This window comes from Dolichospermum sp. DET69 (assembly GCA_017355425.1).
Taxonomy (GTDB): domain Bacteria; phylum Cyanobacteriota; class Cyanobacteriia; order Cyanobacteriales; family Nostocaceae; genus Dolichospermum.
On the sequence record CP070233.1, the window covers coordinates 637,442 to 659,336 of the forward strand.

The following is a 21,895-nucleotide window of genomic DNA, read 5'->3' on the forward strand; positions in this document are numbered from 1 at the left end:
ACTTCTTAATTTTAGACATTGTTTCGACCTGCAATGTTGTGATAATATTATATTAGCACAACATTAGTAGATTGGATATATGTCTAGGAAAAAAGGTTCTATGGTTTATTTGTCCGAAAAAGACAAAGAAAAATTAGAGAGTATTGCTCAAAACTGGGGAGTCTCTCAATCGTCGGCAATACAAAGGTTGATTAAAGAATATAAACTAGAATAGAGAATGTCACGGCGATTAAAATCGCCCGTGTCGCTTATATCTCAGGGCTTAAGCCACTGAGTTTTCCGCTTACCGAGTGATCCTATAAGTTTCTAACTATTCTCAAGCAACAAGAATCCTTGATGGTAAGGTAGAGAAGGCTTTTTGATGATTTGTGCTGGATGACAGCAAAATTTAACCACTAGAGCGCTTTGATTTTGAGTTAAAAAAAATCGTATGATCTGGCTAATTTCCCTATCCAAACATTCTTGTTGTATGTACTAACAACATATACATCATCCAAAATGGATGTGGTTCGCTGCTTAGTCTATGGTTTGAATTCCAGACTCAGGAACGCAATGCGTTTAAGTAAGTTTACTAAAGCAGCTCGACAACTTAGATATTAATTTTTGAAATTGAGGTTAACCATGAGGTATCGCGCTTTAATTGTTGCTTTTTTCGCTCTCTGCCTAGGGCTAATCACTGCTTGCAGTGATGCACCTTCTACCAGCGTTCGTGATGTCCTCACTTACGAACAAATTCGCGGCACTGGCTTGGCTAATAAATGCCCTCAACTGGCAGAAACTAGTCGTGGTTCAATTGCTCTTGATCCCAACTTGACATACAGCATCAAAGAACTTTGTTTAGAACCAACCAATTTCTTTGTCAAAGAAGAACCTGCTAACAAACGTCAAATAGCAGAATTTGTACCTGGTAAAGTTATGACTAGGTATACTTCTACCATTGACCAAGTACAAGGTCAACTAAACATTAATTCAGATAATAGCTTAACCTTTACGGAAGAAGATGGTCTTGACTTCCAAGCTATTACTGTTAAACTTCCTGGTGGTGAACTAGTACCTTTCTTATTTACCATCAAAAACTTAGTTGCACAAACACAACCTAATTTGACCAGCATTAATACATCCACCGACTTTAAAGGAACTTTTAAAGTCCCTTCCTATCGTGGTGCTGCTTTCTTAGATCCCAAAGGTCGTGGTGTTGTGAGTGGCTATGATAACGCTGTAGCTCTGCCAGCCCAAGCTGATGATGAAGATTTAACACGGACTAATGTTAAACGTGCAGAAGTCCTCAAAGGTAAAATTTCCTTGCAAGTCGCCAAAGTAGATAATATTTCTGGTGAAATAGCTGGAACTTTTGAAAGTGAACAACCTTCAGATACAGATTTAGGTGCAGGTGAACCTAAAGAAGTGAAGATTCGTGGTTTGTTCTACGCACACATTGAACCCCGCGCCTAAATATTGACACAACATTATGGAAGCGTGAAATTCATAAATATTTTGGTGATTCAGTAACCTAATATACCTCCATAATGTTAAGAGTTCAGAAGTCACAAAAATATATTTGTGGAAATTTCCTTAACCAAGATGCACTTTTATACCAGAGTGTATCTTGGTTTTTTTTTTGAGAAAACTAGGGCTTTTTGATAGCTGCGTAAATTTACTGACTTAAAATTTTATTTTATTTTTTTTTAAAGTTCGAGATGAATTTATTTATTTAATTACGTAATATTACTCACTCAACAAAGAGAAGACGGTTGATAAACAAAAATAATCGCCGTCTCAGGCTTGATAATCATCAATTGTTTGTAATTTTTGATACCTGCAAGCAAGTCTCATAGTTAATTAGTGAAATTAAGTATAATCCCGGTTTAATATTGGATCGCTAATTGTATATTTTAAGTCTATGATAGGTTTTCAATAAATTACGAAACATACTCAAATTAGTTGAGTAAAAAATATCGAGGTAATGTTGCAATTACTTATTGTACTGTTTAAAGCATTTACGGCAATTTTGTAGAGGCAAAACTTTTATTTGATATGGAGCTTTATAAATTCTGTATCTCAACATCTGTCTGAATATAGTTCTTCTGTCTTGTGGCAACTTTTTCGGGAAGCAAGATACGCGCATCGTCTCGACTCAAAAAGTAGCTGTCGCAGCTAAATTCAAAAACGATTATACACCAAACCTACTTGCTTGAAATCAAATTATCATGTCTAATACAATCACAAATGAAGTCAAACATGAAATTTCACAGTTGTTACGAGAGTATCAACAATCCCGCTCGGAAAAAGTCCGCAATCAACTGGTACAAATCAATTTTGGACTAGTCAGAAAGGAAGCCCATTATTGGATTAATCAGTGCAATGAGAGCTATGAGGATCTTCTTCAGGTAGGTTGTATGGGCTTAATTAGAGCAATTGAGAAATTTGAACTTTCTAAGGGAAATGCTTTTAGTTCCTATGCAATGCCCTATATTCGTGGTGAAATTCAACACTATCTGCGAGATAAAGGCGTAACTATAAAAATACCCAGACGTTGGTTAGCACTCCAACAACAAGCTGTTGGGCTTTCCCGTTCTCTCCAGGAACAATATAATCGCCCCCCTACTGATAGGGAATTAGCCGTTGCATTGGAAATTTCTTTGAGTGAATGGCAAGAAATTAAATTAGCATGGATTAACCGCGCTCCATTAAGCTTAGATGTACCAATACAAGATGCAGAAGAAGGCTCTACTTGTTTGGGTGAATTAGTTCCAGATAACAACTATCGTAGTTTTCAATTAGCACAAGAAGATCAAATTCGTTTGCAACAAGCCCTAATTCAGTTAGAACAACGGACTCGTGACGTTGTTGAGTGTGTATTTTTGTATGATTTAACACAAAAGCAAGTAGCAGCGCATTTGGGTATTAGTGTTGTGACCGTTTCTCGTCAAGTCAAGAAAGGCTTGGATTTGTTGAAAAAAATCATGGGTGTGGCAGAAAATTAGCTGTTTATATAGGACTCCAATTTGATGTTTTTAGTGAAGTGTGGGCTGACAAAACATTGGATAATATAACAAGCAACTTCCGCATTATCAAAATTTAGGTTATAAAGAAAACAGATTAAGCCTGTGATTTAAAACAAAGGCTTATCAGATCAGGCAAATTGTATTCCTATAAACAAACTTTTCTATAGTTTTTGAGAGCAGCTAATGAGTAAAAATTCACATATTACAGCCGCAGTTATTTTAACAACCTTGGCACTTACTGGATGTACGATAGGTGAAACGCCAACCGCTACTAATACTGCTAGTCCTGTGCCAAATCCTGTAGGGGCGTATAGCAATACGCCCGGGCTTCAAGCAACTGCTCCGCAGATGGCACAGCCACCTTCTTTGACTCAACCCTTTAATAATCCTATTGTATCTAGCAAACTACCAATAAATCCTGGGTCAGTTGCGAGTTTGATTCAACCGACAAATAGCACAGAGCGCTTGGGTGTTGTCCAGAAAGGACGAACAGATCCCTTTGGGCAAATTGTGGAGCCGATAGGTGTGACAAATACTAAGGTACCAGGTGACAAAATTGCAGTTCCTAAATTACCCCCTTTACCTACTACAGCAACTCTGCCGAAATCAATCCCACCGCAACCCACCAAGACAATAGTAACTAAACCAGCAATTTCATTACCCAAAAAACCAACGCAAATAGCACAAAAACCCCTAATAAAACCAGTTCTACCTACGGTTTTACCTGGATCTGTCCCCTCGCCTCAACTCAAGACAGTATTGCCAGTAGCACCACAGCCAGAAACTGCTAGAGCAGTTATTGTTACTGGTGTAGTCTTGATTGGTAAAGTACCTCAAGCAATTGTTAAAGTGCCAGATGAGCCAACTAGTAGATATGTACAACCGGGACAGAGACTAGTAAATGGGGTGTTGGTAAAACGGATTGAGATGAGCAACGGTGGTAATCCTACTGTGATTTTTGAACAGTATGGGATTGAAGTTGCTAAACAAGTAGGAGACCAACCTACTAAAGTATCTAAACCAGCTACTACGGCTGCTTTGGGTAATGCCATTTCGGTGATTAAGCCTATTGAAAATCTTGTGGGGGCGGCTTTATAGATATGGATATACAGGAGAAAATAGAATTTCCTGATTTACCTTTGGCTGTATATCGGGAAATAGCGGCGCATCTGGGTCAGGTGGTAGGGGTACAAGTGGGATTAATACCACAAACATCCTTGGAGTTTGATTACAATCAAAGTCAAATTTCTGGCTTGTGGATTTTATGGACACCAAATGCTGATGCAGAAAGTCGAGAAAGGTTCAAGCAGATAGTGGCTTATTATCAAAATCGCTATGAACTTGAAGGAACATAAAATTTAAGGGGATGTAGAAACCCCATCTTCAACGAAGTAAGATGGGGTAGTTCATTAGAAGATAGCTGGGTTAAACTGACAAGCAAGTTAATGCAAAATATTAATTGGCTGTTCTTCAGTTTAGGCGCTTATTTATAATGGAAAACTGGCAATTTCTGATCCAGAAACAGGGGGATCACACTTGGCGCACTTTGGATTCGCCAAATTTAAATATTTGGGCGGGTAATTATCGAGTTTTAGCTCGTTCTTCTCTGAAGAATACGGCTGTAGATGTGCGGGTGACTCATATATCAATTGATGAAATTCCACCCAAACGGAGAGTCCTCAAGCGATCGCGCCGGACTAATAGCGAAGGACTAATGGCAGTAATTCCCTTTACCCACTTTAAACCAGGGATTTGGGAGTTACGATGCTCTGGCGATGTCATGTCAGATATGCTGGGTAAATCCTGGCAAAGTACGCTCATCATTCAAGTATCACCCCCAGAAACCAGCCCAACGCTGCCAACGTCCGGGCAAACCCCCCGTGGTTGCCCTGAGGAATCTGATCTGGCTTCAGAGGCTGATACTGAAGTAAATATAGTGATGAATTATGGGACTCCAGTTTGGTTTAAGGGGGAAACAACAGAGCAGATTTTACAAAACTTATTAGATCTAGCTCTACCCAAAGATGAACCCCTACTAGATGAGGAAACTATTGAGAATGCTCCCACTCTCCCACCACCTCTAGCACTGAATTTGAGTCTAGATCAAGATAATTATATTGCTCGTTGGGGAGATAATTTTATCATTCATGGCGATGTGGAAGTAAATGAAATAGAAAATCTGGAAGATGAACGATTTTCTCTGGATGGACTTTGTCAACTTCGGCTAGAAATTGCTCTGCGATCGCCTTTAGAATCAAGAATCTTTAACCAGATCCAGCAACCATTAACAGATCAAATCTTACCTTTCAGCTTTAGTACCCTGATTGATATTCCCCGTAACTGTGAATCTAAGTTACTTTTAGCAGATATTAATTTATATGGTGCATTAACTGATATTGGTGAAGTCATACTTTTAGCTAACCATACCTTCACAATTACAGCCGATGTCACTGAATTATTATCACTGCAAACCTCCCAATCCCATTCCCGTGAATCTTTAGCAGCAAGTAACCCATCAGTTAAGCCAAAGCCTTCTGTTAAGATTCGGTTAGAACTTTTCAATTTAGCTAAGACTCCTAAGTTAGCGCAGTTTCATCTTTTAAAGCCATCCCCAAACCATCCTTTACCACCCCAAATTAAACCCATCGTATCCCAGAAGATTTTTTCACCACAATTGCCAAATTTACCTCATAATCCTACCCCTGAGATTACTACTGCTTCGGAAAAGGACTCCCTCACAAAAACCCTGGCTATCCACCCAATTGATTTAAAAAAGTTGGTAATTAAACCAGTCAACACTACTTTTCCGTACTTAACACGGTTAAAAGTTAAGCCAGCTAAAAGGGAAACAGTTAATGACAAGTTAGATGTTGAAGAATTAGCAACTTTGAATAAATCCCCACATTTACCCACTGTAGGCACTTTATCAGCAAAAATATCAGAATTCCCCACAGATGATCTTTCACTGACTGATGAGTCTATGACAGATGACACATCCTATGCAGAATTAATAGCGGAGATTGTGACGGGGGTGATCAAGAGTGAAGCATTGGATGTGGTTGATACTGGGGAAAATTTCTTAGTTCCCAATGGTGAAGAATTGGATGTGGTTGATACTGGGGAAAATTTCTTAGTTCCCAATGGTGAAGAATTGGATGTGGTTGATACTGGGGAAAATTTCTTAATTCCCAATGGTGAAGAATTGGATGTGGTTGATACTGGGGAAAATTCCCCGCTCCTGCAACAATGGATAGACAGTCAAGGATACTTATTAACTGAATCTATTGCGGAAGGATCATTAGACAATGATCCTGGGGAAGAAACTCAACCTCTAGATGGAGAAGTTTTGTTAAGTGGGGAAATACAAACCCAGGAAGATCCTATTGCTGAGAATATTCTTTTAGAACTTAATGAATCGGAAATAGTCACTCTCACTAGTCTAATACCCACCCAGCCAGTATGGTTGTCTCAGGAAATAGTTATAGATGATCTGGTTATTAAACTAGACGCGGATAGCTTGAGTGATGAAGCTATAGAAGATAATAATTATTCTCTCCTACTGGAGGATGAAACTACGCCAGACTTCTCTTCTGTGATGATGGAGTCTTTACCAACTCCCCAATTGTATTTACCAGAAGGTGAACTTGTCGCTGGTACATCCGTAATCGTGCGTATAAAATTATCTGAAGTCTCATCTTCTGTAGCAGTCAAATTATGGGTTGAAGATTACCAAACCCGGAGTCTACTAGATGGACCACATATTCTGCCAGATTTACGTTCTAATGCCTGGGGAGGAGGGGAAACGACAATTTACCTAAAAATTCCTTTTGGCTGTTTAGAAATCCGTTTATCAGCGATCGCTCTTGATCAGGCTACCCAACAGGAAAGTAACAAAGTTACCATAATTAAGACAGTGATTCCACCTGATTTACCAAAAATAGAATTGGATGAAATCCTGGGAATGTAAAAATCTGTGTTAAAAATCTTCATAATTTAACAAATTGGGTAGAATTTTCTAGTAACACTTTACAGGACTTAAACATAATGTCAAGTTCATTTTTCCCTACTATTTTGGCTTATTCTTCCTTTTTGCCCTCTGTTTTGGTTCCCCTAACCGGCTTGGTTTTACCAGCAGTTATTTTTGCGTTTTTATTTTCATACATTGAACGTGAAGATGTTGCTTAATTAGGGTATGGGTAGTTGGTGACTTAATTTTTTTACCAACTACCTATTTGAAAACAAACAAAACCGCCTACCTCTATGAGATAGGCGGTTTTTATGCCGATTTTTGCAGAAGCAGTTCAGAAATGATGATCAAGGAAAAATCTAGTTTTTTATATTTCTAATTACTATCTTCTTCCCGTAGCATTACATTGAAGAACCAACTCCTGCATAAGATCCATAAAAGAAAATACCTACAACAGTAATTACACCTAAACCTGCGATCGTAGCCACGACCCACAGGGGAATTCTTCCACTTCCAGACACAGTTTTTTCCTCACTTATAAAAATTGTCAGTTGTCAGTTGTCAGTTGTCAGTTGTCAGTTGGAAGAATTTATTCTTCTGTTCTGGTGTTCCCTGTTCCCTGTTGCCTGTTCCGGTGTTCCCTATCTACCCAGTTAGTTAAAGAAGTAACTGGAAAATAGAATTCCGAGAACGAAGACTAATAGTAGTCCGAGGTAGAGAGAGGTACGGTTTAATTCAACCGGTTGTTGATTAGGATTAGGCGTTCTTTCCATGATTAACTCCTAGCGTTGAATAAATTGCATTGAGGCGATCGCGCCCAAAAAGAATACAGTGGGGACAGCTAATGTATGAATTGCGATCCATCTGACTGTAAAAATGGGATAGGTAACGGGTTGATTAATGTTATTACCGCTAGTCATGATGTCAAATTACTTTCCAATAAAGGTTTCTACTTGTTTTTTTGCTTCAAAACGATTGCTCACAATTGGCACTTCTTGACGGATTTGAGTAAAATACTCATTAGGACGAGGTGTGCCAAATACATCATAAGCCAAACCAGTGCTGACAAATAACCAACCTGCCACAAACAATGCAGGAATGGTGATGCTGTGAATTACCCAGTAACGAATACTGGTAACAATGTCAGAAAATGGACGTTCTCCAGTGGTACCTGCCATTTATTTCACTCCCTTATCAAAAACTATTATTGATTTTATTATCCTACAGAGTTACAACTTACAGCTTCACTTCTGGTGAATACATCCATTGTGGGGTGTAATTACGCCGCTGGTGCTGGTGCTGCCTCTGTTTTGGGGTTATACTTGAGCAAAACGCCGCGATCGCCAATGATAAAGCCTTGATCAGGGCTAAAAAACACAATTTTGTAAAGATTAGCCGCAACTTTTTCTACACCACGGTCTTTTTCCCAAGTTTCACCACCGTCACCACTGCGAAGTAAATTACCGCTACCACCACCAATCCAAATTTCATCAGGTGTGCGATAAGCTAAATCGAGTAAACCCCAACTTGTGGACAACTCTGGATATTTTACCTTTAACCACTCTTCAGGTTTAGTAGGATCACTAAACTGCACTTGGCCACCGCGAGCTAATAACCACATTTGTCCATCGTTAGTAAAACCCATATTTTCCAAACGGCGGGAACTATTGCGGTTATGGGGTTGCCAAGCATTTTGTCCAGGTTCCCAAGTGGAGTAAAAACTACCTTTAGCAGAAACAGCGATATACTTACCGTCAGGCGATCGCTCCATATTCCGCACTACACCAACGGCTGCTTCCAAACTAGCTTTCCAGTTTTGACCACCATCTGTAGTTTGGTAAATAGCTCCCACATCAGTAGCCATTTCCGCTGTATTTTCACCTGTGGCGGTAATTGAAATTGGGCTACCAGGTAACTTTTCGCTTAAAGCAATCCGTGACCAAGACTTGCCTTCATCAGTAGTATGGAGCAGTAGAGAAGGCTCTCCCGCAATCCAACCTTCCTGACCAGAAAAACTCACAGAGTTAAACCGATATCTGGGATCATCTAATTCTAACTTTAGTGGTTGCCAAGTCCCACCACCATCATTAGTTTCTAAGAGAGTGGCATTACCACCCACCAAATAACCATGTTGAGAGTTATTAGCAAAGCCAATGTCTAACAATTTCGCGTTTGTTGGCACATTAATTACCTGCCAAGGACTGGAGCTAATAGAAGGAACACTACTACACCCAATACAGGCGATAACTACTATTAATGCGGCAATAAATCCTTGCCACTTCTTTACAATTGAGTGCATCAGTATTACTGAGGTTTTCCAGTTCAGGTTTAATTAGATTATTGTCGAATTGAGGTAAATAAAGATAGCGGTTTTTACTGTAGTCCGTAAAGACTCAAAAAAAACAAGAATCCCAGAGCCAAAGCCCCAAAAATCAAAATGTTCTTTTGGTTTGGTGTCATTGTATTAACACCTAAACCGTAACCTAGGTTTTCCTTAAAACCAGACGCAGTACCCGCTGGTCCAATATTTGCAAAAACAGTTTTTTTAGCTACACAAACGGGACAACGCCAATTTGTAGGTAGCTGTTCAAAAAGTGTTCCTGCGGGAATATCATTCCTGTCGTCTCCCTTTTCAGGTTCATAAACGTAACCGCAAGAGCGACACTCATAGCGGTCTAACTCTGGAGTTTCCACAGCTTCTTCAGCTTTTTCACTCATAGCTCTTAGTCTCGCAGAGGGGAATTATTAAAGATACGTTACAAATTATGACATAATTGCTGGACTTTTCTATCACGAATCAAAAGGATTCAAATATAAGGATCTACTCTGTCACCCAGATTTCAGAAAGCCCTAACAGATATAATGTAGAAGAAGATTATCCATATATTTCAGTCAACAGTTGTCAGTAACCATCTGTCAAGCTATGAATCTGATAACTGATAGCTTATTCCCTTACACCATTAGCGGTAGAAAACCATTGTGTTTGTTCTTAGCGGTTACGAGTACCTTCTAGGCTTTTTTATTCTGTGTAGCCTAGTTCCAGCCCTAGCACTGTCAGCCTCAAAAATTCTTAGACCCAGTGGGAACAGTCTAGAAAGACGCACTACCTACGAATGCGGACTAGAACCCATTGGCGGAGCTTGGATTCAGTTCAACATTCGTTACTATATGTTTGCTCTGGTCTTCGTTGTTTTTGACGTAGAAACAGTATTTTTGTATCCTTGGGCAGTTGCTTTTAACCGTTTGGGTTTATTGGCATTCATTGAAGCCCTGGTCTTTATTTCAATTCTCATCATCGCCTTAGTTTACGCATGGCGTAAAGGAGCTTTAGAATGGTCCTAAATTCTAATATTATTACCCAGGACACAGAAGAAATCATCAACCCCATGCAACGGCCGACAGTTACCCATGAACTGTCAGAAAACGTTATTTTAACCACCGTTGATGACCTTTACAACTGGGCGCGGCTTTCGAGTTTGTGGCCATTACTATTTGGTACAGCTTGCTGCTTCATTGAATTTGCCGCGTTAATCGGCTCTCGCTTTGACTTTGACCGCTTTGGGTTAATCCCTCGTTGTAGCCCCCGCCAAGCGGATTTAATCATCACTGCGGGAACAATTACCATGAAGATGGCTCCTCAATTGGTGCGTCTTTATGAACAAATGCCCGAACCCAAGTATGTGATTGCTATGGGTGCTTGTACAATTACTGGTGGGATGTTTAGCGTTGACTCACCTACAGCAGTGCGCGGAGTTGATAAGCTAATTCCTGTAGATGTATATTTGCCTGGTTGTCCTCCCCGTCCAGAAGCGATTATTGACGCAATTATTAAACTGCGGAAAAAAATCTCCAATGAGTCCATGCAGGAACGGGATAACATCAAGCAAATTCACCGCTACTACAGTACAACTCATAATCTCAAGCCAGTTCCCGAAATCTTGACTGGTAAGTATATGCAGTCAGATACTCGCTTTAATCCTCCCAAAGAATTAACAGAAGCAATTGGTATGGCTGTACCCCCAGGATTGTTGACAGCAAAGACACAGAAGGAGGAACAAGCGCGTGGCTGAAGCAGAATCTAAACCAGTTCCCGCAGAGGAAGTATCTTTAGTTCAAGCTGGCAAAATTTCCCAATGGTTAGCGGACAACGGCTTTATCCATGAGTTTTTAGAACTTGATGCTAACGGTGTAGAAATAATTAAAGTCCCAGCAGATTTCCTCCTTCCTATTTCTACAGCTTTGTATGCTTATGGGTTTAATTATCTCCAATTTCAGGGAGCTATGGACTTAGGTGCGGGACAAGATTTGGTAAGTATTTATCATTTACTCAAAGTTAGTGATAATGCTGACCGTCCCGAAGAAATCAGGGTAAAAGTGTTTTTACCGAGAGAGAATCCCTCTGTGCCTTCAGTTTATTGGATTTGGAAAACAGCAGACTGGCAAGAACGGGAAAGCTATGATATGTATGGCATCATCTATGAAGGTCATCCTAACTTAAAGCGGATTTTGATGCCAGAAGATTGGGTAGGTTGGCCTTTACGTAAAGATTACATCTCACCTGATTTCTACGAGTTACAAAATGCTTATTAAGGATTGCTGGAATTGAATTTTCAGTAGTAACAATTAACCCCTTTCCAGTTGTGGAGAGGGGTTTAAGTTGTAAATCTTTATTTGTGTAATAGGGAATTATAAATAATTAGGCTAAGTAAGTGGGCGTTAAAAAATATAATATAAACCTAACCCCCCAACCCCCTTCCCTGGTAGGGAAGGGGGAGTCAAAGCCTCTCCCCTCGCAGGGGAGAGGTTTGGAGAGAGGTTTTATATTTAATTGTGCCAAGGTACTTATCATCAATTACTGTAATTATAAGTTAAGAATTTTAGTTATAATAAAAAATATAAATGCTGGTTAATTAAGAGGTAAAATATCATGTTAAAAATACAACCTCCAACCATAATTGATTTTTATCCTTCCATAGTTGCTAAAGATAAAGATGATAAATCTATTTTGATCATAGATGTGAGATTTTCCGCCATGTATTCTTCCCCGGATCTGAAAATCTTAAAAATGGAACAATACCAGCATATTCCTTTTTTAATGTTCGTTAATTCTCATGTCATGAGAATTTTTAAGAGTCCGACTTTTACAGAAGTAGCAAGATTGGACACGAAAAAGGTTTTAGGATATTATAATCCAAAAAGTATCGAAGGAATCATCTATCAATCTACTTTAATAACTTTAATTCAATCTTGGTTAAGAGATTTAGCTTATCATTGGAAAAATGAAACCCCTCCTTACATTGAGGAAATGAAGGAAATTGGCTTATTTACTCTTTTGTTTGATGGCACTACAGAGGAGTTAGAATTATTATGATTATTATTTATTTAGAAACTAATTCAATTATGGCAATTGCCAAAGGAAGAAACAAAGAATTAGAAGAGTTTGTCTATCATTCATCAGACAATTTAAAATTTGTCATAATGATGGATTTGAATATAATTTTAATCTGATTATAGAATGATATAATAAAATGTAATAGAAATATCTTCTGCATCAAAATTAGTTAAACAAAAAGCAGCTAAAAACTATGAAAGCCTTAGAAGTTACTGGAAAAATACAAGAAGGACAATTAACCCTAGATTATCCTTTACAAATTGATAATTTTAATGCTGTTAAGGTAATTATTCTTTTACCAGAAGCGGATGATCCTGATGATACTCCCATTGAGGAAATAAAAGAGAGTTTAAAAATATCATTGCAAGAAGCAAAAGCAGGAAAAAGAATACCTTTAGAACAAATGTGGGAAGGAATTGATGCAGAATGATTCTTTCTTAATTAAAATTGATTTAACTCCTGAATATCAGAGAAATTTAAAAAAATTAGCCAAAAAATACTGTTTTAGGAAAAGATCAAGGAATCTCTTCTCAATAATTGAGATCACCATATAAGATTAACTTTGTATGAATCAAACATAGAATCTCGACTAATAATAGGGATATTTTTGACCATAGCTTGTGCTATTAATAATCTATCAAAGGGGTCATTATGATGAAAAGGCAAGCTAGAAACTGCTTGTAAATGACTTAGTTGAATATATAGGATTTTAAAATCAGCAAATTGGATTTTTTGTTGAATATAATCATCTATAGGTACAGACAAATTCAGCCTACCTTTACTTTGCTTAATTGCCATTTCCCAAACACTAGCAATACTTATATATTTGAGATTATTGGTATCTTCAATTAATTCTCTAGCAGTTATACTAATATTTTCATTGCCTGAGAAAAACCATAAAAGTGTATGAGTATCTAATAAAACTTGCATGGTTAATCTTCAAATTCTTCTAATGGGGCATCAAAATTATCAGCAATAGAAATGATATCTTTATCTGTACCAAATAAAGGAGGACGTTGAGATTTAGATTTAAGTGCTGTTAATTTTAATAAAGGTTGGTGGTTTTCGGTAATAATAATTTCTTCTCCATTTAATGCTAAATGGAATAATTCTGATATTTGGTTAATTGCCTGTGTGATTTCTATGGAAGACATAGTAAGCGATTTTCATGAAATTTTGTAATTTTGATATGATTATAGCATTTTTTATGCAAAAATAACGTAGGGGTTTAGCATTGCTCATTGGTGTTAATTTAATCTGAAATCATTAATAAATGATGAATAAAAAACGCCAATAAGAGAAATATCATAAATGTTGGGTTATGGCTAACGCCTCCCGTCAGGGATACGTTACCTCAACCCAACCTACTTAACTAAATTAATTAAATAAGTTAAGTCCATAGTGAATCAAACTTTCAAGAGCAGCTTTCCCCAGTCCTATACCAATACCTTCAGCCAATTTCAGACATAAATCACGTACAAATTTCCTTAAAGATGCCTCTCCTTTATGTTTAGTTTTTAGTGTAGCAGCGTCCATAGCTTTAATTTCTGCGATTAGTTTATCTCTAATTTTAGCTATTTCTTGGGAATCATCCATAATTATCCATCTCCTAGTTATAGGCTAAATTAATTAGTTATTTTCTTTTTGTTTTAACCAAGCTAAAAATGCTTCTTTGTTATTTGCAAATTTAGCAAAATCTTCGTCTGACATACTGTTTACAACATCGGAAATTTTTGATGATTGCACTTGTTGATTAATAAATTTTTGCGGTATTTTATCTGGAGGTAGTAATTTAGGATCAACTAATTCTAAAAAATCAGCCAAAGATTTACGAGAAGCAACTACCCATTGTCTTTCTGCGGGTACAGCATCCATAATTGCATCAAATAGTTGAGGTAATTTATATCTTTTGTTTGCAGAATAACCTACAATTATTCCTTTCCAATTTGGTAGGACTTCTCGAATTTTATTTTCCACATCCTTAATTCTACCATTGATGTTTTCTTCTTGTTCATCACTTGGTATATTTGCCGAAGGATGCCAATCTCCAGGATGCACTAAATCCACTTTATTTAAAGCAATTACCATTCTTTCTAATAATCTTGGATCAAGAAATTTAAGGTCAGTTTCTAAATACTGTTGTACTGAAGCGATCGCTCTACCTTGTGCATCCAAAATCCACAAAGCAACATCAACATCTTTTAACACTTCCTCATAAAGAGCAATATGTTCTTTCTGCTTTAAACGACTTTCTCCCAATCCTGGCATATCATAGAAAATTAATGACCCTTGTGTACCCTGAACTTCACTCAAAGGGATTTCTATTAAATTAGGAGCTTGAGTACAAGCTTCCGTATGACTGACTTCTACACCTGCATTAAATAGTGCATTCAGTGTAGATGATTTTCCTACTCCTGTTTCACCAATAAAAGCAACCCGAGGAGGTGGAGTTATATAAAATCCTAGGAAAAGAATTAGGTGAAGATGTTACTAAATCTAATTTTTGTTGGTCAATAGAAAGAATAGCAAATTCATTTAATCAGCAAATCCTGGGAATAGGAATAAAAAATCATGTTAATTGGTGTCCTAACAATACAGATACTCAAAAACAAGCAATTACTGATGAAGTTAAAATTAAACAAAAAACATCTTATATTAACCTCAAACAATCTCCAAAAATAACCCATTTTCTCGGACGAACCTACGAACTATCAACTCTATCCAAATGGATAGAAAATCCCAATATTCGCTTAATCTCAATCTTAGGAATTTCCGGTATTGGTAAAAGTACATTAGTGAAACACTTTCTTGATACTCACACAATACCATTTGATGCAATTATCTGGAAAAATATTAAATTATCTAATTCTTTAAATTCTATCCTAATAGAAATTCTCACTGAATTAAACGTAAACACTCAAGATATAAATACTAATAACTTATTAAATCAATGCTTACAATTATTTAATCAAAAACGCTGCTTAATTATTCTCGATAACCTAGAAGAAATATTTACCCCTCAACAATTTGCAGGACAATATAAACCAGAACACCAAGATTATCAAACCTTCCTCCAAATGATCACAGAAATTGAACATCAAAGCTGTTTAATTCTCATCAGTCAAGAAAAATGCCAAGAAATGATTTCTTTAGATAGTGAACTTTACCCAATTCATTGTTTGGAACTATCAGGATTAGATAATTCAGCTACAGAAATATTAAAAAATCAAAGATTAAAAAATGAGGAAACTTGGTTAGACTTAATTAACTTATATGAAAGTCATCCTAGACATTTACAGTATATCAGCATCTTAATTAAAGAAGTATTTCAGGGAGAAGTTTCAGAATTTATCAAAGAAAATAATTTGATATTAACAGAAGATTTCAAATCTCTGTTTGATTCAATATGGATAAGATTATCTAACATTGAAAAAGAAATATTATTAAAAATCAGTCAACATGATCAACCCATATCTAGAGATGAGATAAAACAGTCTTTATCATTGTCATCAATGGATATAATTAACGGCTTACAATCATTAACAAGAAGATTTCTATTAACAAAATTAGAAAGTGATCAAAAACTATATACTCTCTCTGCTGTTTTTAGAGAATATCTAAGAATTTATCATCAGTAATCAGACTCATTTCTTCTCAAAGTTTGAGTACATTCAAAGAATTAATTTCAATAACTGGTTAAACTAGAATTTACAACCTGAATACAGGAAAACCCATCATGATCATTGCTACCCAAGCATACCAAATCACTTGGGAAAAACTACCCGATGATTACATTCTCCCAGATGATCCAGTGGACAACATCTACCAACCAGCCCAAGCCGCAGCCCTGACTGAAAGCCTGCAACTAGCAGGTAAACTTCCCTCCAATTGCCTCACACCGACTAACTACGGTATCTGTGCCACCGTAAATGGCAAATTTGTCATTAAAGCTCCTGATTGGGCTTATATACCGGAAATTCGGGCAACTAAAAAAGAAGTTTTTCGTAGTTATACACCCCAACTACAGGGAGATATTCCGGTTATCGTGATGGAATTTATTTCTGATACAGACGGAACAGAATATTCCATTAAACCAACTTATCCTCCAGGAAAATGGTTTTTCTATGAAAAAATCTTAAAAGTACCCAATTACGCTATTTTTGAACCAGATAGCGGCATTTTAGAATTTTATCAGCTAAATTTCAATACAGGTTTGTACACTTTGCAAAACCCTAATGAAAACCAACATTACTGGATAGAAGAAATGAACCTTTTCCTGGGACTGTGGGAAGGAACAAGGGAAAACCTAACTAGTAAATGGTTAAGATGGTGGGATGAACAAGGTAACTTATTATTATGGGGTTCAGAATTAATCAGCCAAGAACGACAACGGGCTGAAAAACTAGCTGCACAACTACGAGCATTAGGAATTGAACCAGAAAACTAAACGTAGGGTGGGCATTGCCCACCTTATAATTATTTAACCACCAATCACCGCAATACAATCAATTTCTACCAACACATTTTTAGGCAAACGCGACACCTCCACACAAGCACGCGCTGGGGCTGTATCTTCGGAAAAATATTTTGCATAAACCGCATTTACAGCGGCAAAATCATTCATATCAGCTAAAAATACACCTGTTTTGACAACATCTGCAAAAGTCGCACCGGCTTCTGTCAGAATAGCTTCAATATTTCTCATCACTTGCTCAGTTTGTTTAACTACATCTTCTGTGTAAACAACATCACCCAAACGCGGATCTATGGCAATTTGTCCAGCCACAAACAACATTTGTCCAGAAGCGAGAATTGCTTGATTGTAGGGGCCAACTGGTGCGGGGGCTTTATCGGTACGGATTACTTGACGAGTCATAATATTAATCTCTTTTGGCTGGTTTGCTAATGGTGTTTCTGGTTTACCGAAATCTAAATCAGTAGATGTTTGATAAACTTCTCCATCTGGCATTATCGCACCTGTGAGGTCAGCATTTTTAAAGGTTGCACCATAAATATTTGCACCTTTTAAATCTGCTTTTCTTAAATTTGCATCATTGAGATTTGCTTTCATTAAATCTGTTTTTTGCAAATCTGCTCTTTCTAAATTTGTCCCTTGTAAATTGGCTTTTCGGAAATTTACACTGTTGAGATTTGCTGCACCTAAATCAGCATTAGCAAGATTTATACCTGATAAATCTTTATTTGGTAGATTAACACCTCAAATCTTTGAACCTTGAAAATTTGTATTTTTGATTGTGATATTAGCTAAGTTATTAGCTTGACTTAAATCACAATCATTCAAGTTAGCTTTAGTGAAATTTGCAGAATTCAGGTTAGTTTTGGCAAGGTTTGCATCTATCAAAGAAGCTTCAGTGAAATTTGCAGATTGTAGAGTAGCATCTTTTAAGTTAGCGCTATCCAAGTTAGCATTACTGAAATTTGCATTATCTAAGTTTGCTTTCCCCAAATTAGCACCACTCAAATCAGCCCAAGTTAAATTTATTTTCTTACCCCAACCTCGGACGAATCCCATAATGCCGATATTGCCAATAATCCCGTAAAATCCGGTCATGATCAAAACACAAATTACCAGGAACAGACCAAGGCTCAAAAATACCCACATTCTTAGCATCATCACCCGCCAAAGGTTCACCTGTAGCTGTTGCTAAAAACACAATACTAATAGTATGCTTACGAGGGTCACGACTGGGATCAGAATAAACTAATAACTGTTCGATTAACTCTATTTTTAAACCTATTTCCTCTTCTGCTTCCCTAATTGCCGCCTTTTCCACCGATTCACCATAATCCACAAAACCACCGGGAAGCGCCCAGCCTAAAGGCTCATTATGCCTTTCAATGAGAATAATAGGACGATGAGGTTTATCAATTAATTCAATAATAATATCAACGGTAGGTGCAGGATTTCTGTAAGTCATGGTTTAGTTATTGTTAAGGATTATAGATCCCCGACTTCTCAAAGAAGTCGGGGATCTGGGGATCATTGTGGTCAAGACTGACTAGTCCATGATAAATTCGATGCGTGCCTTATAAGCAATTACGTTTTCCTATATTTCAGGTTAAATATGCCTTTTCCTAGATCAAGTGGTATTTTACTGCATCCTAGTTCTTTCCCCAGTCGTTTTGGTATTGGGGATTTAGGTTCGGAAGCTTATCGGTTTATTGATTTTCTCAAAAATAGTCATCAGCAATATTGGCAAGTTTTACCGCTTGGTCCGACTGGTTACGGTAATTCTCCTTATATGTGTTATTCCGCAATGGCAGGAAATTACTTTTTAATTAGTCCCGAAAAGTTACTGGAAGAGGGTTTGTTAGTTGAGGAAGATTTGGCAGATTTACCAGATTTTTCGGGAGATAAAGTTGATTTTAACGAAGTTATCCCTATTAAGGTTGATCTCCTCATTAAAGCTTGTGAGGATTTTAAAACTAAGGCTAATTCAACCCAAAAACAGGCTTTTGCTAAGTTTTGTGTTGATAAAGGCTATTGGTTAAATAATTACGCGCTGTTCATGGCGATTAAAGATACTCAAAAGGGTGAAAGCTGGCATAATTGGCAACCAGAATTGGCAAAGCGTGAACCAGCAGCAATAGCCAAAATTACCCAAGAGTTAGAACAGGAGATTTTTTATTACAAGTTCATTCAATATGAGTTCTTTCGGCAGTGGTCAGAACTCAAAAATTATGCTAATGAAAACGGTGTAGATATTATTGGTGATATTCCCATTTACGTATCCCATGATAGTGCTGATGTCTGGGCGAATCCTGAGATTTTCGCTTTAGACGCAGAAACAGGAGAAGTGGCTTTAATGGCGGGTGTACCACCGGATTATTTTAGTGCCACAGGTCAATTATGGGGTAATCCTGTTTATAACTGGGAAGAATTGCAAAAACAAGACTTTAAATGGTGGATATTACGCTTTGAGGCGATGCTGGATTATGTAGATATAATTCGCATTGATCATTTCCGGGGTTTTGAGGCTTATTGGGCTGTACCCCAAGGAGAAACCACTGCTATGAATGGGGAATGGATAGAAGCCCCTGGTGTGGCTTTGTTTGAAACTATTAGAAAGCAGTTAGGTAAGTTACCCGTTTTGGCGGAAGATTTGGGGATTATTACTCCAGAGGTGGAAGCACTGCGAGATCAGTTTGAGTTTCCAGGAATGAAGGTATTACAGTTTGCTTTTGGTTCTGATCCCGGTAATCCGTTTTTACCGTTTAACTACACTCGAAATGCCGTAGTTTATACTGGTACTCATGACAATGATACGACTATAGGCTGGTTTAACACTGGAAATGATTACGAAAAGCAAAATTTATTGTTGTATTTGGGTTGTATCAGTCCCGATGGTATACACTGGGATTTAATTAGATTAGCTTTAAGTTCTATCGCCAATCAAGCGATTATACCTTTGCAGGATGTATTAGGTCTGGGTACTGATGCGCGGATGAATTTTCCGAGTACAGCAGAGGGAAATTGGGGATGGCGTTACCAAGCAGGTGTATTAACGCCAGAATTAAGCGATCGCTTAAAAACCCTCACTCTCCGTTATGGACGCGCCCATAGATAAGCGTAAGTTAGACAATTCTCAATTAATACTGTTTGGTTAAAAACAGTAGCTGAGAATTCTAACTAAGATAGTGAAAAGGAGGAAGGGGAGAAAAGATAATTCCAATTCCTCCTAACAACTGACCAATGACAACTGACAACTGACAACTGACAACTGACCACTGACAACTGACAACTGACAACTGACAACTGACAACTGACCACTGACCACTGACAACTGACCACTGACCACTGACCACTGACCACTGACCACTAACTATTAGTTTGGTTTAGCAGCAATCTTGATTTCTTGAGTTTTCCCAAGTTCTCCCATTTCCTTTGCTTCCTGCTGATTCACGCTCATTAATACACCACCGGCATTATCAGTTTTTACTGTCAGTTGCTCAGTGGCTTTCCAAGTGCGACTAGAACCTTGTGGTAGAACTCCCTCAAAGGCGGTTTTACCATCCGTAACCACACTAATCCAAGATGAGGCTTTTAAAGTAACACCAATTTGTACGGATTGATCCTCTTTCTTGCTGATTAATGTATTATTCGCTGTTTCTTGACCTGGTGTTTGGGTTAGAGTTTTTGGTTGAACTTGGCGGTTATTTGCCTGTAATGAGGCATTATTCAATAACTGGGATAAACCATTCACAGAGGAGAAAATTAGGACAATGTAAAGCACATAAAGATGAATAGGACGTAATTGAGGAATAGATTGGCTTTTCCATTTGGATTGCACACCCACTGATTGAGAACCAATGGGGAAATGACTGGCAAATTCCCCTCCCTGAATTCCTAAAGCGTCTGCAAATTGTCTAATTAAGCCTTGAATATAGATTGGTTCTGGTAAGTCAGTTAAATTACCTTCTTCAATTGCTTGCAAAAGTCGTCGAGGAATTCTAGTGAATACTACTAACTCATCCAGAGTTAAACCCTTTTCCTGCCGTAGTGAAGCTAGTTGAGAGCCAAGTTGTCCTAACTTTTCGGCTTGATATTCCTGGATAGAAGGTTTGATTGGCTGTTCATCCTTCTTTCTGAACCATTTCATGTTTTTCCTTTACTCCTTAACTCGGCTTTGTCTTAATAGGTGTGCAACTTATCTGCTTATTTAAAAAACTAATCTCATCTGCACTGAGATGACGATATTTACCCGATGGCAAAAATGCTGTTGTTGACGTTTTTAATTGGATTGAACCAATGGCCGTCCGATGTAGCTTAATAACTGGATATCCCAACTGTTCTGCTATTCGGCGAATTTGACGGTTTCGTCCTTCCTGTAAAACTATCTCTAAACAGCTTTGATCAATATAATTTTCAATCAAACGCACTTGAGCAGGTCTTGTTATTCTTCCTTCCAGAACTATACCCTGACTCCACCTTTTGAGAACTGTTGCTGGGGGGTATCCTTGAACTACAACACGGTAGGTCTTGGAAATACTATGACTAGGATGAGTAAGTCCATAGGTCAGTTCCCCGTCATTGGTTAAAATCAATGCTCCTGTCGAGTCTACATCTAAACGGCCTACAGGGTGAATACCCCATCCTGCTCTTAATTCTGACGGTAGCAGATCTAAAACTGTTGGTCTTCCTTGGGGATCATGACAAGTAGAAACAACTCCTACTGGTTTATGCAATAGTAAATATATTAGTGATGGACGTTGTTGGGCTATTACAGGTTGACCATCAATAGATATTTTGTCCTGGGAGGGATCAACTTTTTGACCTAAGTGTGCTAATACCCCATTAACAGATACCCGTGATTGCCTAATCATTTCTTCAGCTTCACGACGTGAGGCAATACCCCATTGAGCTAAAATCTTTTGTAACCGTGCCTCCATGTCTAAATTGTTAATTTTTTGCTGAATATTTTTATACTGTTAATGTTGGCGCTTTGTTGTTAACAAACTTCCATGTTAAAGTTAAGAATTGTTTAAGATGCTCAGTTTTTGAGCATATTT

At 37.7% G+C, this 21,895-nt stretch carries 29 protein-coding genes and 1 pseudogene; 15 read left to right on the forward strand and 15 right to left on the reverse strand.

Annotated features, from left to right (window positions below):
• Nucleotides 1-79 precede the first annotated feature (79 nt).
• The 7 genes from EZY12_03060 to psaI all read left to right on the forward strand — a co-directional run bounded on the left by EZY12_03060 (nt 80) and on the right by psaI (nt 7,190).
• On the forward strand, nt 80-214 hold the full coding sequence (locus EZY12_03060) for a ribbon-helix-helix protein, CopG family (GenBank protein QSX68694.1): 135 nt from the start codon (nt 80-82) through the stop codon (nt 212-214).
• 407 nt (nt 215-621) lie between these two features.
• Nucleotides 622-1,452, forward strand: a complete 831-nt coding sequence (locus tag EZY12_03065; protein ID QSX68695.1) for a photosystem II manganese-stabilizing polypeptide — start codon at nt 622-624, stop codon at nt 1,450-1,452.
• A gap of 755 nt (nt 1,453-2,207) precedes the next feature.
• Complete coding sequence (locus EZY12_03070; protein ID QSX68696.1) at nt 2,208-2,984, forward strand: RNA polymerase sigma factor SigF; 777 nt, start codon at nt 2,208-2,210, stop codon at nt 2,982-2,984.
• A 204-nt stretch (nt 2,985-3,188) separates the two neighbouring features.
• Complete coding sequence (locus tag EZY12_03075) at nt 3,189-4,103, forward strand: hypothetical protein (protein ID QSX68697.1); 915 nt, start codon at nt 3,189-3,191, stop codon at nt 4,101-4,103.
• Nucleotides 4,104-4,105: 2 nt separating this feature from the next.
• A complete protein-coding gene (locus tag EZY12_03080; GenBank protein QSX68698.1) occupies nt 4,106-4,360 on the forward strand; it encodes a hypothetical protein in 255 nt (84 codons plus the stop codon).
• A gap of 137 nt (nt 4,361-4,497) precedes the next feature.
• Complete coding sequence (locus EZY12_03085; GenBank protein ID QSX68699.1) at nt 4,498-6,972, forward strand: hypothetical protein; 2,475 nt, start codon at nt 4,498-4,500, stop codon at nt 6,970-6,972.
• A 77-nt stretch (nt 6,973-7,049) separates the two neighbouring features.
• On the forward strand, nt 7,050-7,190 hold the full coding sequence (psaI, locus tag EZY12_03090) for a photosystem I reaction center subunit VIII (GenBank protein QSX68700.1): 141 nt from the start codon (nt 7,050-7,052) through the stop codon (nt 7,188-7,190).
• A gap of 183 nt (nt 7,191-7,373) precedes the next feature.
• Here the strand turns inward: psaI and EZY12_03095 are convergent, their stop codons facing one another.
• The 6 genes from EZY12_03095 to EZY12_03120 form a co-directional block, all read right to left on the reverse strand.
• Complete coding sequence (locus EZY12_03095) at nt 7,374-7,493, reverse strand: photosystem II reaction center protein J (GenBank protein QSX68701.1); 120 nt, start codon at nt 7,491-7,493, stop codon at nt 7,374-7,376.
• Between the two features lie 132 nt (nt 7,494-7,625).
• On the reverse strand, nt 7,626-7,745 hold the full coding sequence (locus EZY12_03100) for a photosystem II reaction center protein L (protein ID QSX68702.1): 120 nt from the start codon (nt 7,743-7,745) through the stop codon (nt 7,626-7,628).
• 9 nt (nt 7,746-7,754) lie between these two features.
• On the reverse strand, nt 7,755-7,892 hold the full coding sequence (locus EZY12_03105; protein ID QSX68703.1) for a cytochrome b559 subunit beta: 138 nt from the start codon (nt 7,890-7,892) through the stop codon (nt 7,755-7,757).
• Nucleotides 7,893-7,901: 9 nt separating this feature from the next.
• Complete coding sequence (psbE, locus tag EZY12_03110; GenBank protein ID QSX68704.1) at nt 7,902-8,150, reverse strand: cytochrome b559 subunit alpha; 249 nt, start codon at nt 8,148-8,150, stop codon at nt 7,902-7,904.
• A 101-nt stretch (nt 8,151-8,251) separates the two neighbouring features.
• Entirely contained in the window at nt 8,252-9,271 is a 1,020-nt protein-coding gene (locus EZY12_03115; GenBank protein ID QSX68705.1) for a photosynthesis system II assembly factor Ycf48, read from the reverse strand.
• Between the two features lie 74 nt (nt 9,272-9,345).
• Nucleotides 9,346-9,690 carry a rubredoxin gene (locus EZY12_03120; GenBank protein QSX68706.1) on the reverse strand — a complete coding sequence of 115 codons (345 nt, stop codon included), beginning with the start codon at nt 9,688-9,690 and terminating at the stop codon, nt 9,346-9,348.
• Between the two features lie 261 nt (nt 9,691-9,951).
• Between EZY12_03120 and EZY12_03125 the strand changes: the two genes are divergently transcribed.
• From EZY12_03125 to EZY12_03145, 5 genes are all read left to right on the forward strand, one after another.
• Nucleotides 9,952-10,314, forward strand: a complete 363-nt coding sequence (locus EZY12_03125; GenBank protein QSX68707.1) for an NAD(P)H-quinone oxidoreductase subunit 3 — start codon at nt 9,952-9,954, stop codon at nt 10,312-10,314.
• Complete coding sequence (locus EZY12_03130) at nt 10,305-11,042, forward strand: NADH dehydrogenase subunit K (GenBank protein ID QSX68708.1); 738 nt, start codon at nt 10,305-10,307, stop codon at nt 11,040-11,042. The genes EZY12_03125 and EZY12_03130 overlap by 10 nt, the downstream gene beginning before the upstream one ends.
• Complete coding sequence (locus EZY12_03135) at nt 11,035-11,562, forward strand: NAD(P)H-quinone oxidoreductase subunit J (protein ID QSX68709.1); 528 nt, start codon at nt 11,035-11,037, stop codon at nt 11,560-11,562. The genes EZY12_03130 and EZY12_03135 overlap by 8 nt, the downstream gene beginning before the upstream one ends.
• 337 nt (nt 11,563-11,899) lie before the next feature.
• The gene (locus tag EZY12_03140) at nt 11,900-12,343 is read left to right on the forward strand and encodes a hypothetical protein (protein QSX68710.1); all 444 of its coding nucleotides are present in this window, start codon (nt 11,900-11,902) and stop codon (nt 12,341-12,343) included.
• Nucleotides 12,344-12,557: 214 nt separating this feature from the next.
• Nucleotides 12,558-12,794 (forward strand): hypothetical protein, encoded by a 237-nt coding sequence (locus tag EZY12_03145; protein ID QSX68711.1) that lies wholly within the window; start codon nt 12,558-12,560, stop codon nt 12,792-12,794.
• Nucleotides 12,795-12,907: 113 nt separating this feature from the next.
• On the opposite strand, the gene EZY12_03150 is transcribed toward EZY12_03145, so the two are convergent.
• The 4 genes from EZY12_03150 to EZY12_03165 all read right to left on the reverse strand — a co-directional run bounded on the left by EZY12_03150 (nt 12,908) and on the right by EZY12_03165 (nt 14,839).
• Nucleotides 12,908-13,294, reverse strand: a complete 387-nt coding sequence (locus EZY12_03150) for a type II toxin-antitoxin system VapC family toxin (GenBank protein ID QSX68712.1) — start codon at nt 13,292-13,294, stop codon at nt 12,908-12,910.
• Nucleotides 13,295-13,296: 2 nt separating this feature from the next.
• On the reverse strand, nt 13,297-13,518 hold the full coding sequence (locus EZY12_03155; GenBank protein QSX68713.1) for a type II toxin-antitoxin system prevent-host-death family antitoxin: 222 nt from the start codon (nt 13,516-13,518) through the stop codon (nt 13,297-13,299).
• 223 nt (nt 13,519-13,741) lie between these two features.
• Entirely contained in the window at nt 13,742-13,960 is a 219-nt protein-coding gene (locus tag EZY12_03160) for a hypothetical protein (protein ID QSX68714.1), read from the reverse strand.
• A gap of 33 nt (nt 13,961-13,993) precedes the next feature.
• Nucleotides 13,994-14,839: a 50S ribosome-binding GTPase gene (locus tag EZY12_03165; GenBank protein ID QSX70490.1), complete on the reverse strand. Its 846-nt coding sequence runs from the start codon at nt 14,837-14,839 to the stop codon at nt 13,994-13,996.
• Between EZY12_03165 and EZY12_03170 the strand changes: the two genes are divergently transcribed.
• Nucleotides 14,809-16,002 (forward strand): AAA family ATPase, encoded by a 1,194-nt coding sequence (locus EZY12_03170; protein ID QSX68715.1) that lies wholly within the window; start codon nt 14,809-14,811, stop codon nt 16,000-16,002. The two genes, EZY12_03165 and EZY12_03170, sit on opposite strands and share 31 nt — an antisense overlap.
• 98 nt (nt 16,003-16,100) lie before the next feature.
• Nucleotides 16,101-16,811, forward strand: a complete 711-nt coding sequence (locus EZY12_03175) for a Uma2 family endonuclease (GenBank protein ID QSX68716.1) — start codon at nt 16,101-16,103, stop codon at nt 16,809-16,811.
• A 33-nt stretch (nt 16,812-16,844) separates the two neighbouring features.
• Here EZY12_03175 and EZY12_03180 read toward each other — a convergent pair.
• Nucleotides 16,845-17,897: pseudogene (locus EZY12_03180) on the reverse strand (pentapeptide repeat-containing protein).
• Nucleotides 17,872-18,303, reverse strand: a complete 432-nt coding sequence (locus EZY12_03185) for an NUDIX hydrolase (GenBank protein QSX68717.1) — start codon at nt 18,301-18,303, stop codon at nt 17,872-17,874. Before EZY12_03185 ends, EZY12_03180 begins: the two are co-directional and overlap by 26 nt.
• Before the next feature lie 147 nt (nt 18,304-18,450).
• Here EZY12_03185 and malQ point away from each other — a divergent pair, with 147 nt between their 5' ends.
• A complete protein-coding gene (gene malQ, locus EZY12_03190) occupies nt 18,451-19,953 on the forward strand; it encodes a 4-alpha-glucanotransferase (protein QSX68718.1) in 1,503 nt (500 codons plus the stop codon).
• A gap of 111 nt (nt 19,954-20,064) precedes the next feature.
• Here malQ and EZY12_03195 read toward each other — a convergent pair whose 3' ends face one another.
• Genes EZY12_03195 through EZY12_03205 form a run of 3 tightly spaced genes read right to left on the reverse strand, consistent with a single transcriptional unit; the run spans nt 20,065 to nt 21,775 of the window.
• The gene (locus tag EZY12_03195) at nt 20,065-20,205 is read right to left on the reverse strand and encodes a hypothetical protein (GenBank protein QSX68719.1); all 141 of its coding nucleotides are present in this window, start codon (nt 20,203-20,205) and stop codon (nt 20,065-20,067) included.
• 6 nt (nt 20,206-20,211) lie between these two features.
• A complete protein-coding gene (locus EZY12_03200) occupies nt 20,212-20,985 on the reverse strand; it encodes a helix-turn-helix domain-containing protein (protein ID QSX68720.1) in 774 nt (257 codons plus the stop codon).
• A 16-nt stretch (nt 20,986-21,001) separates the two neighbouring features.
• Nucleotides 21,002-21,775: an rRNA pseudouridine synthase gene (locus tag EZY12_03205; protein ID QSX68721.1), complete on the reverse strand. Its 774-nt coding sequence runs from the start codon at nt 21,773-21,775 to the stop codon at nt 21,002-21,004.
• Nucleotides 21,776-21,895 lie beyond the last annotated feature (120 nt).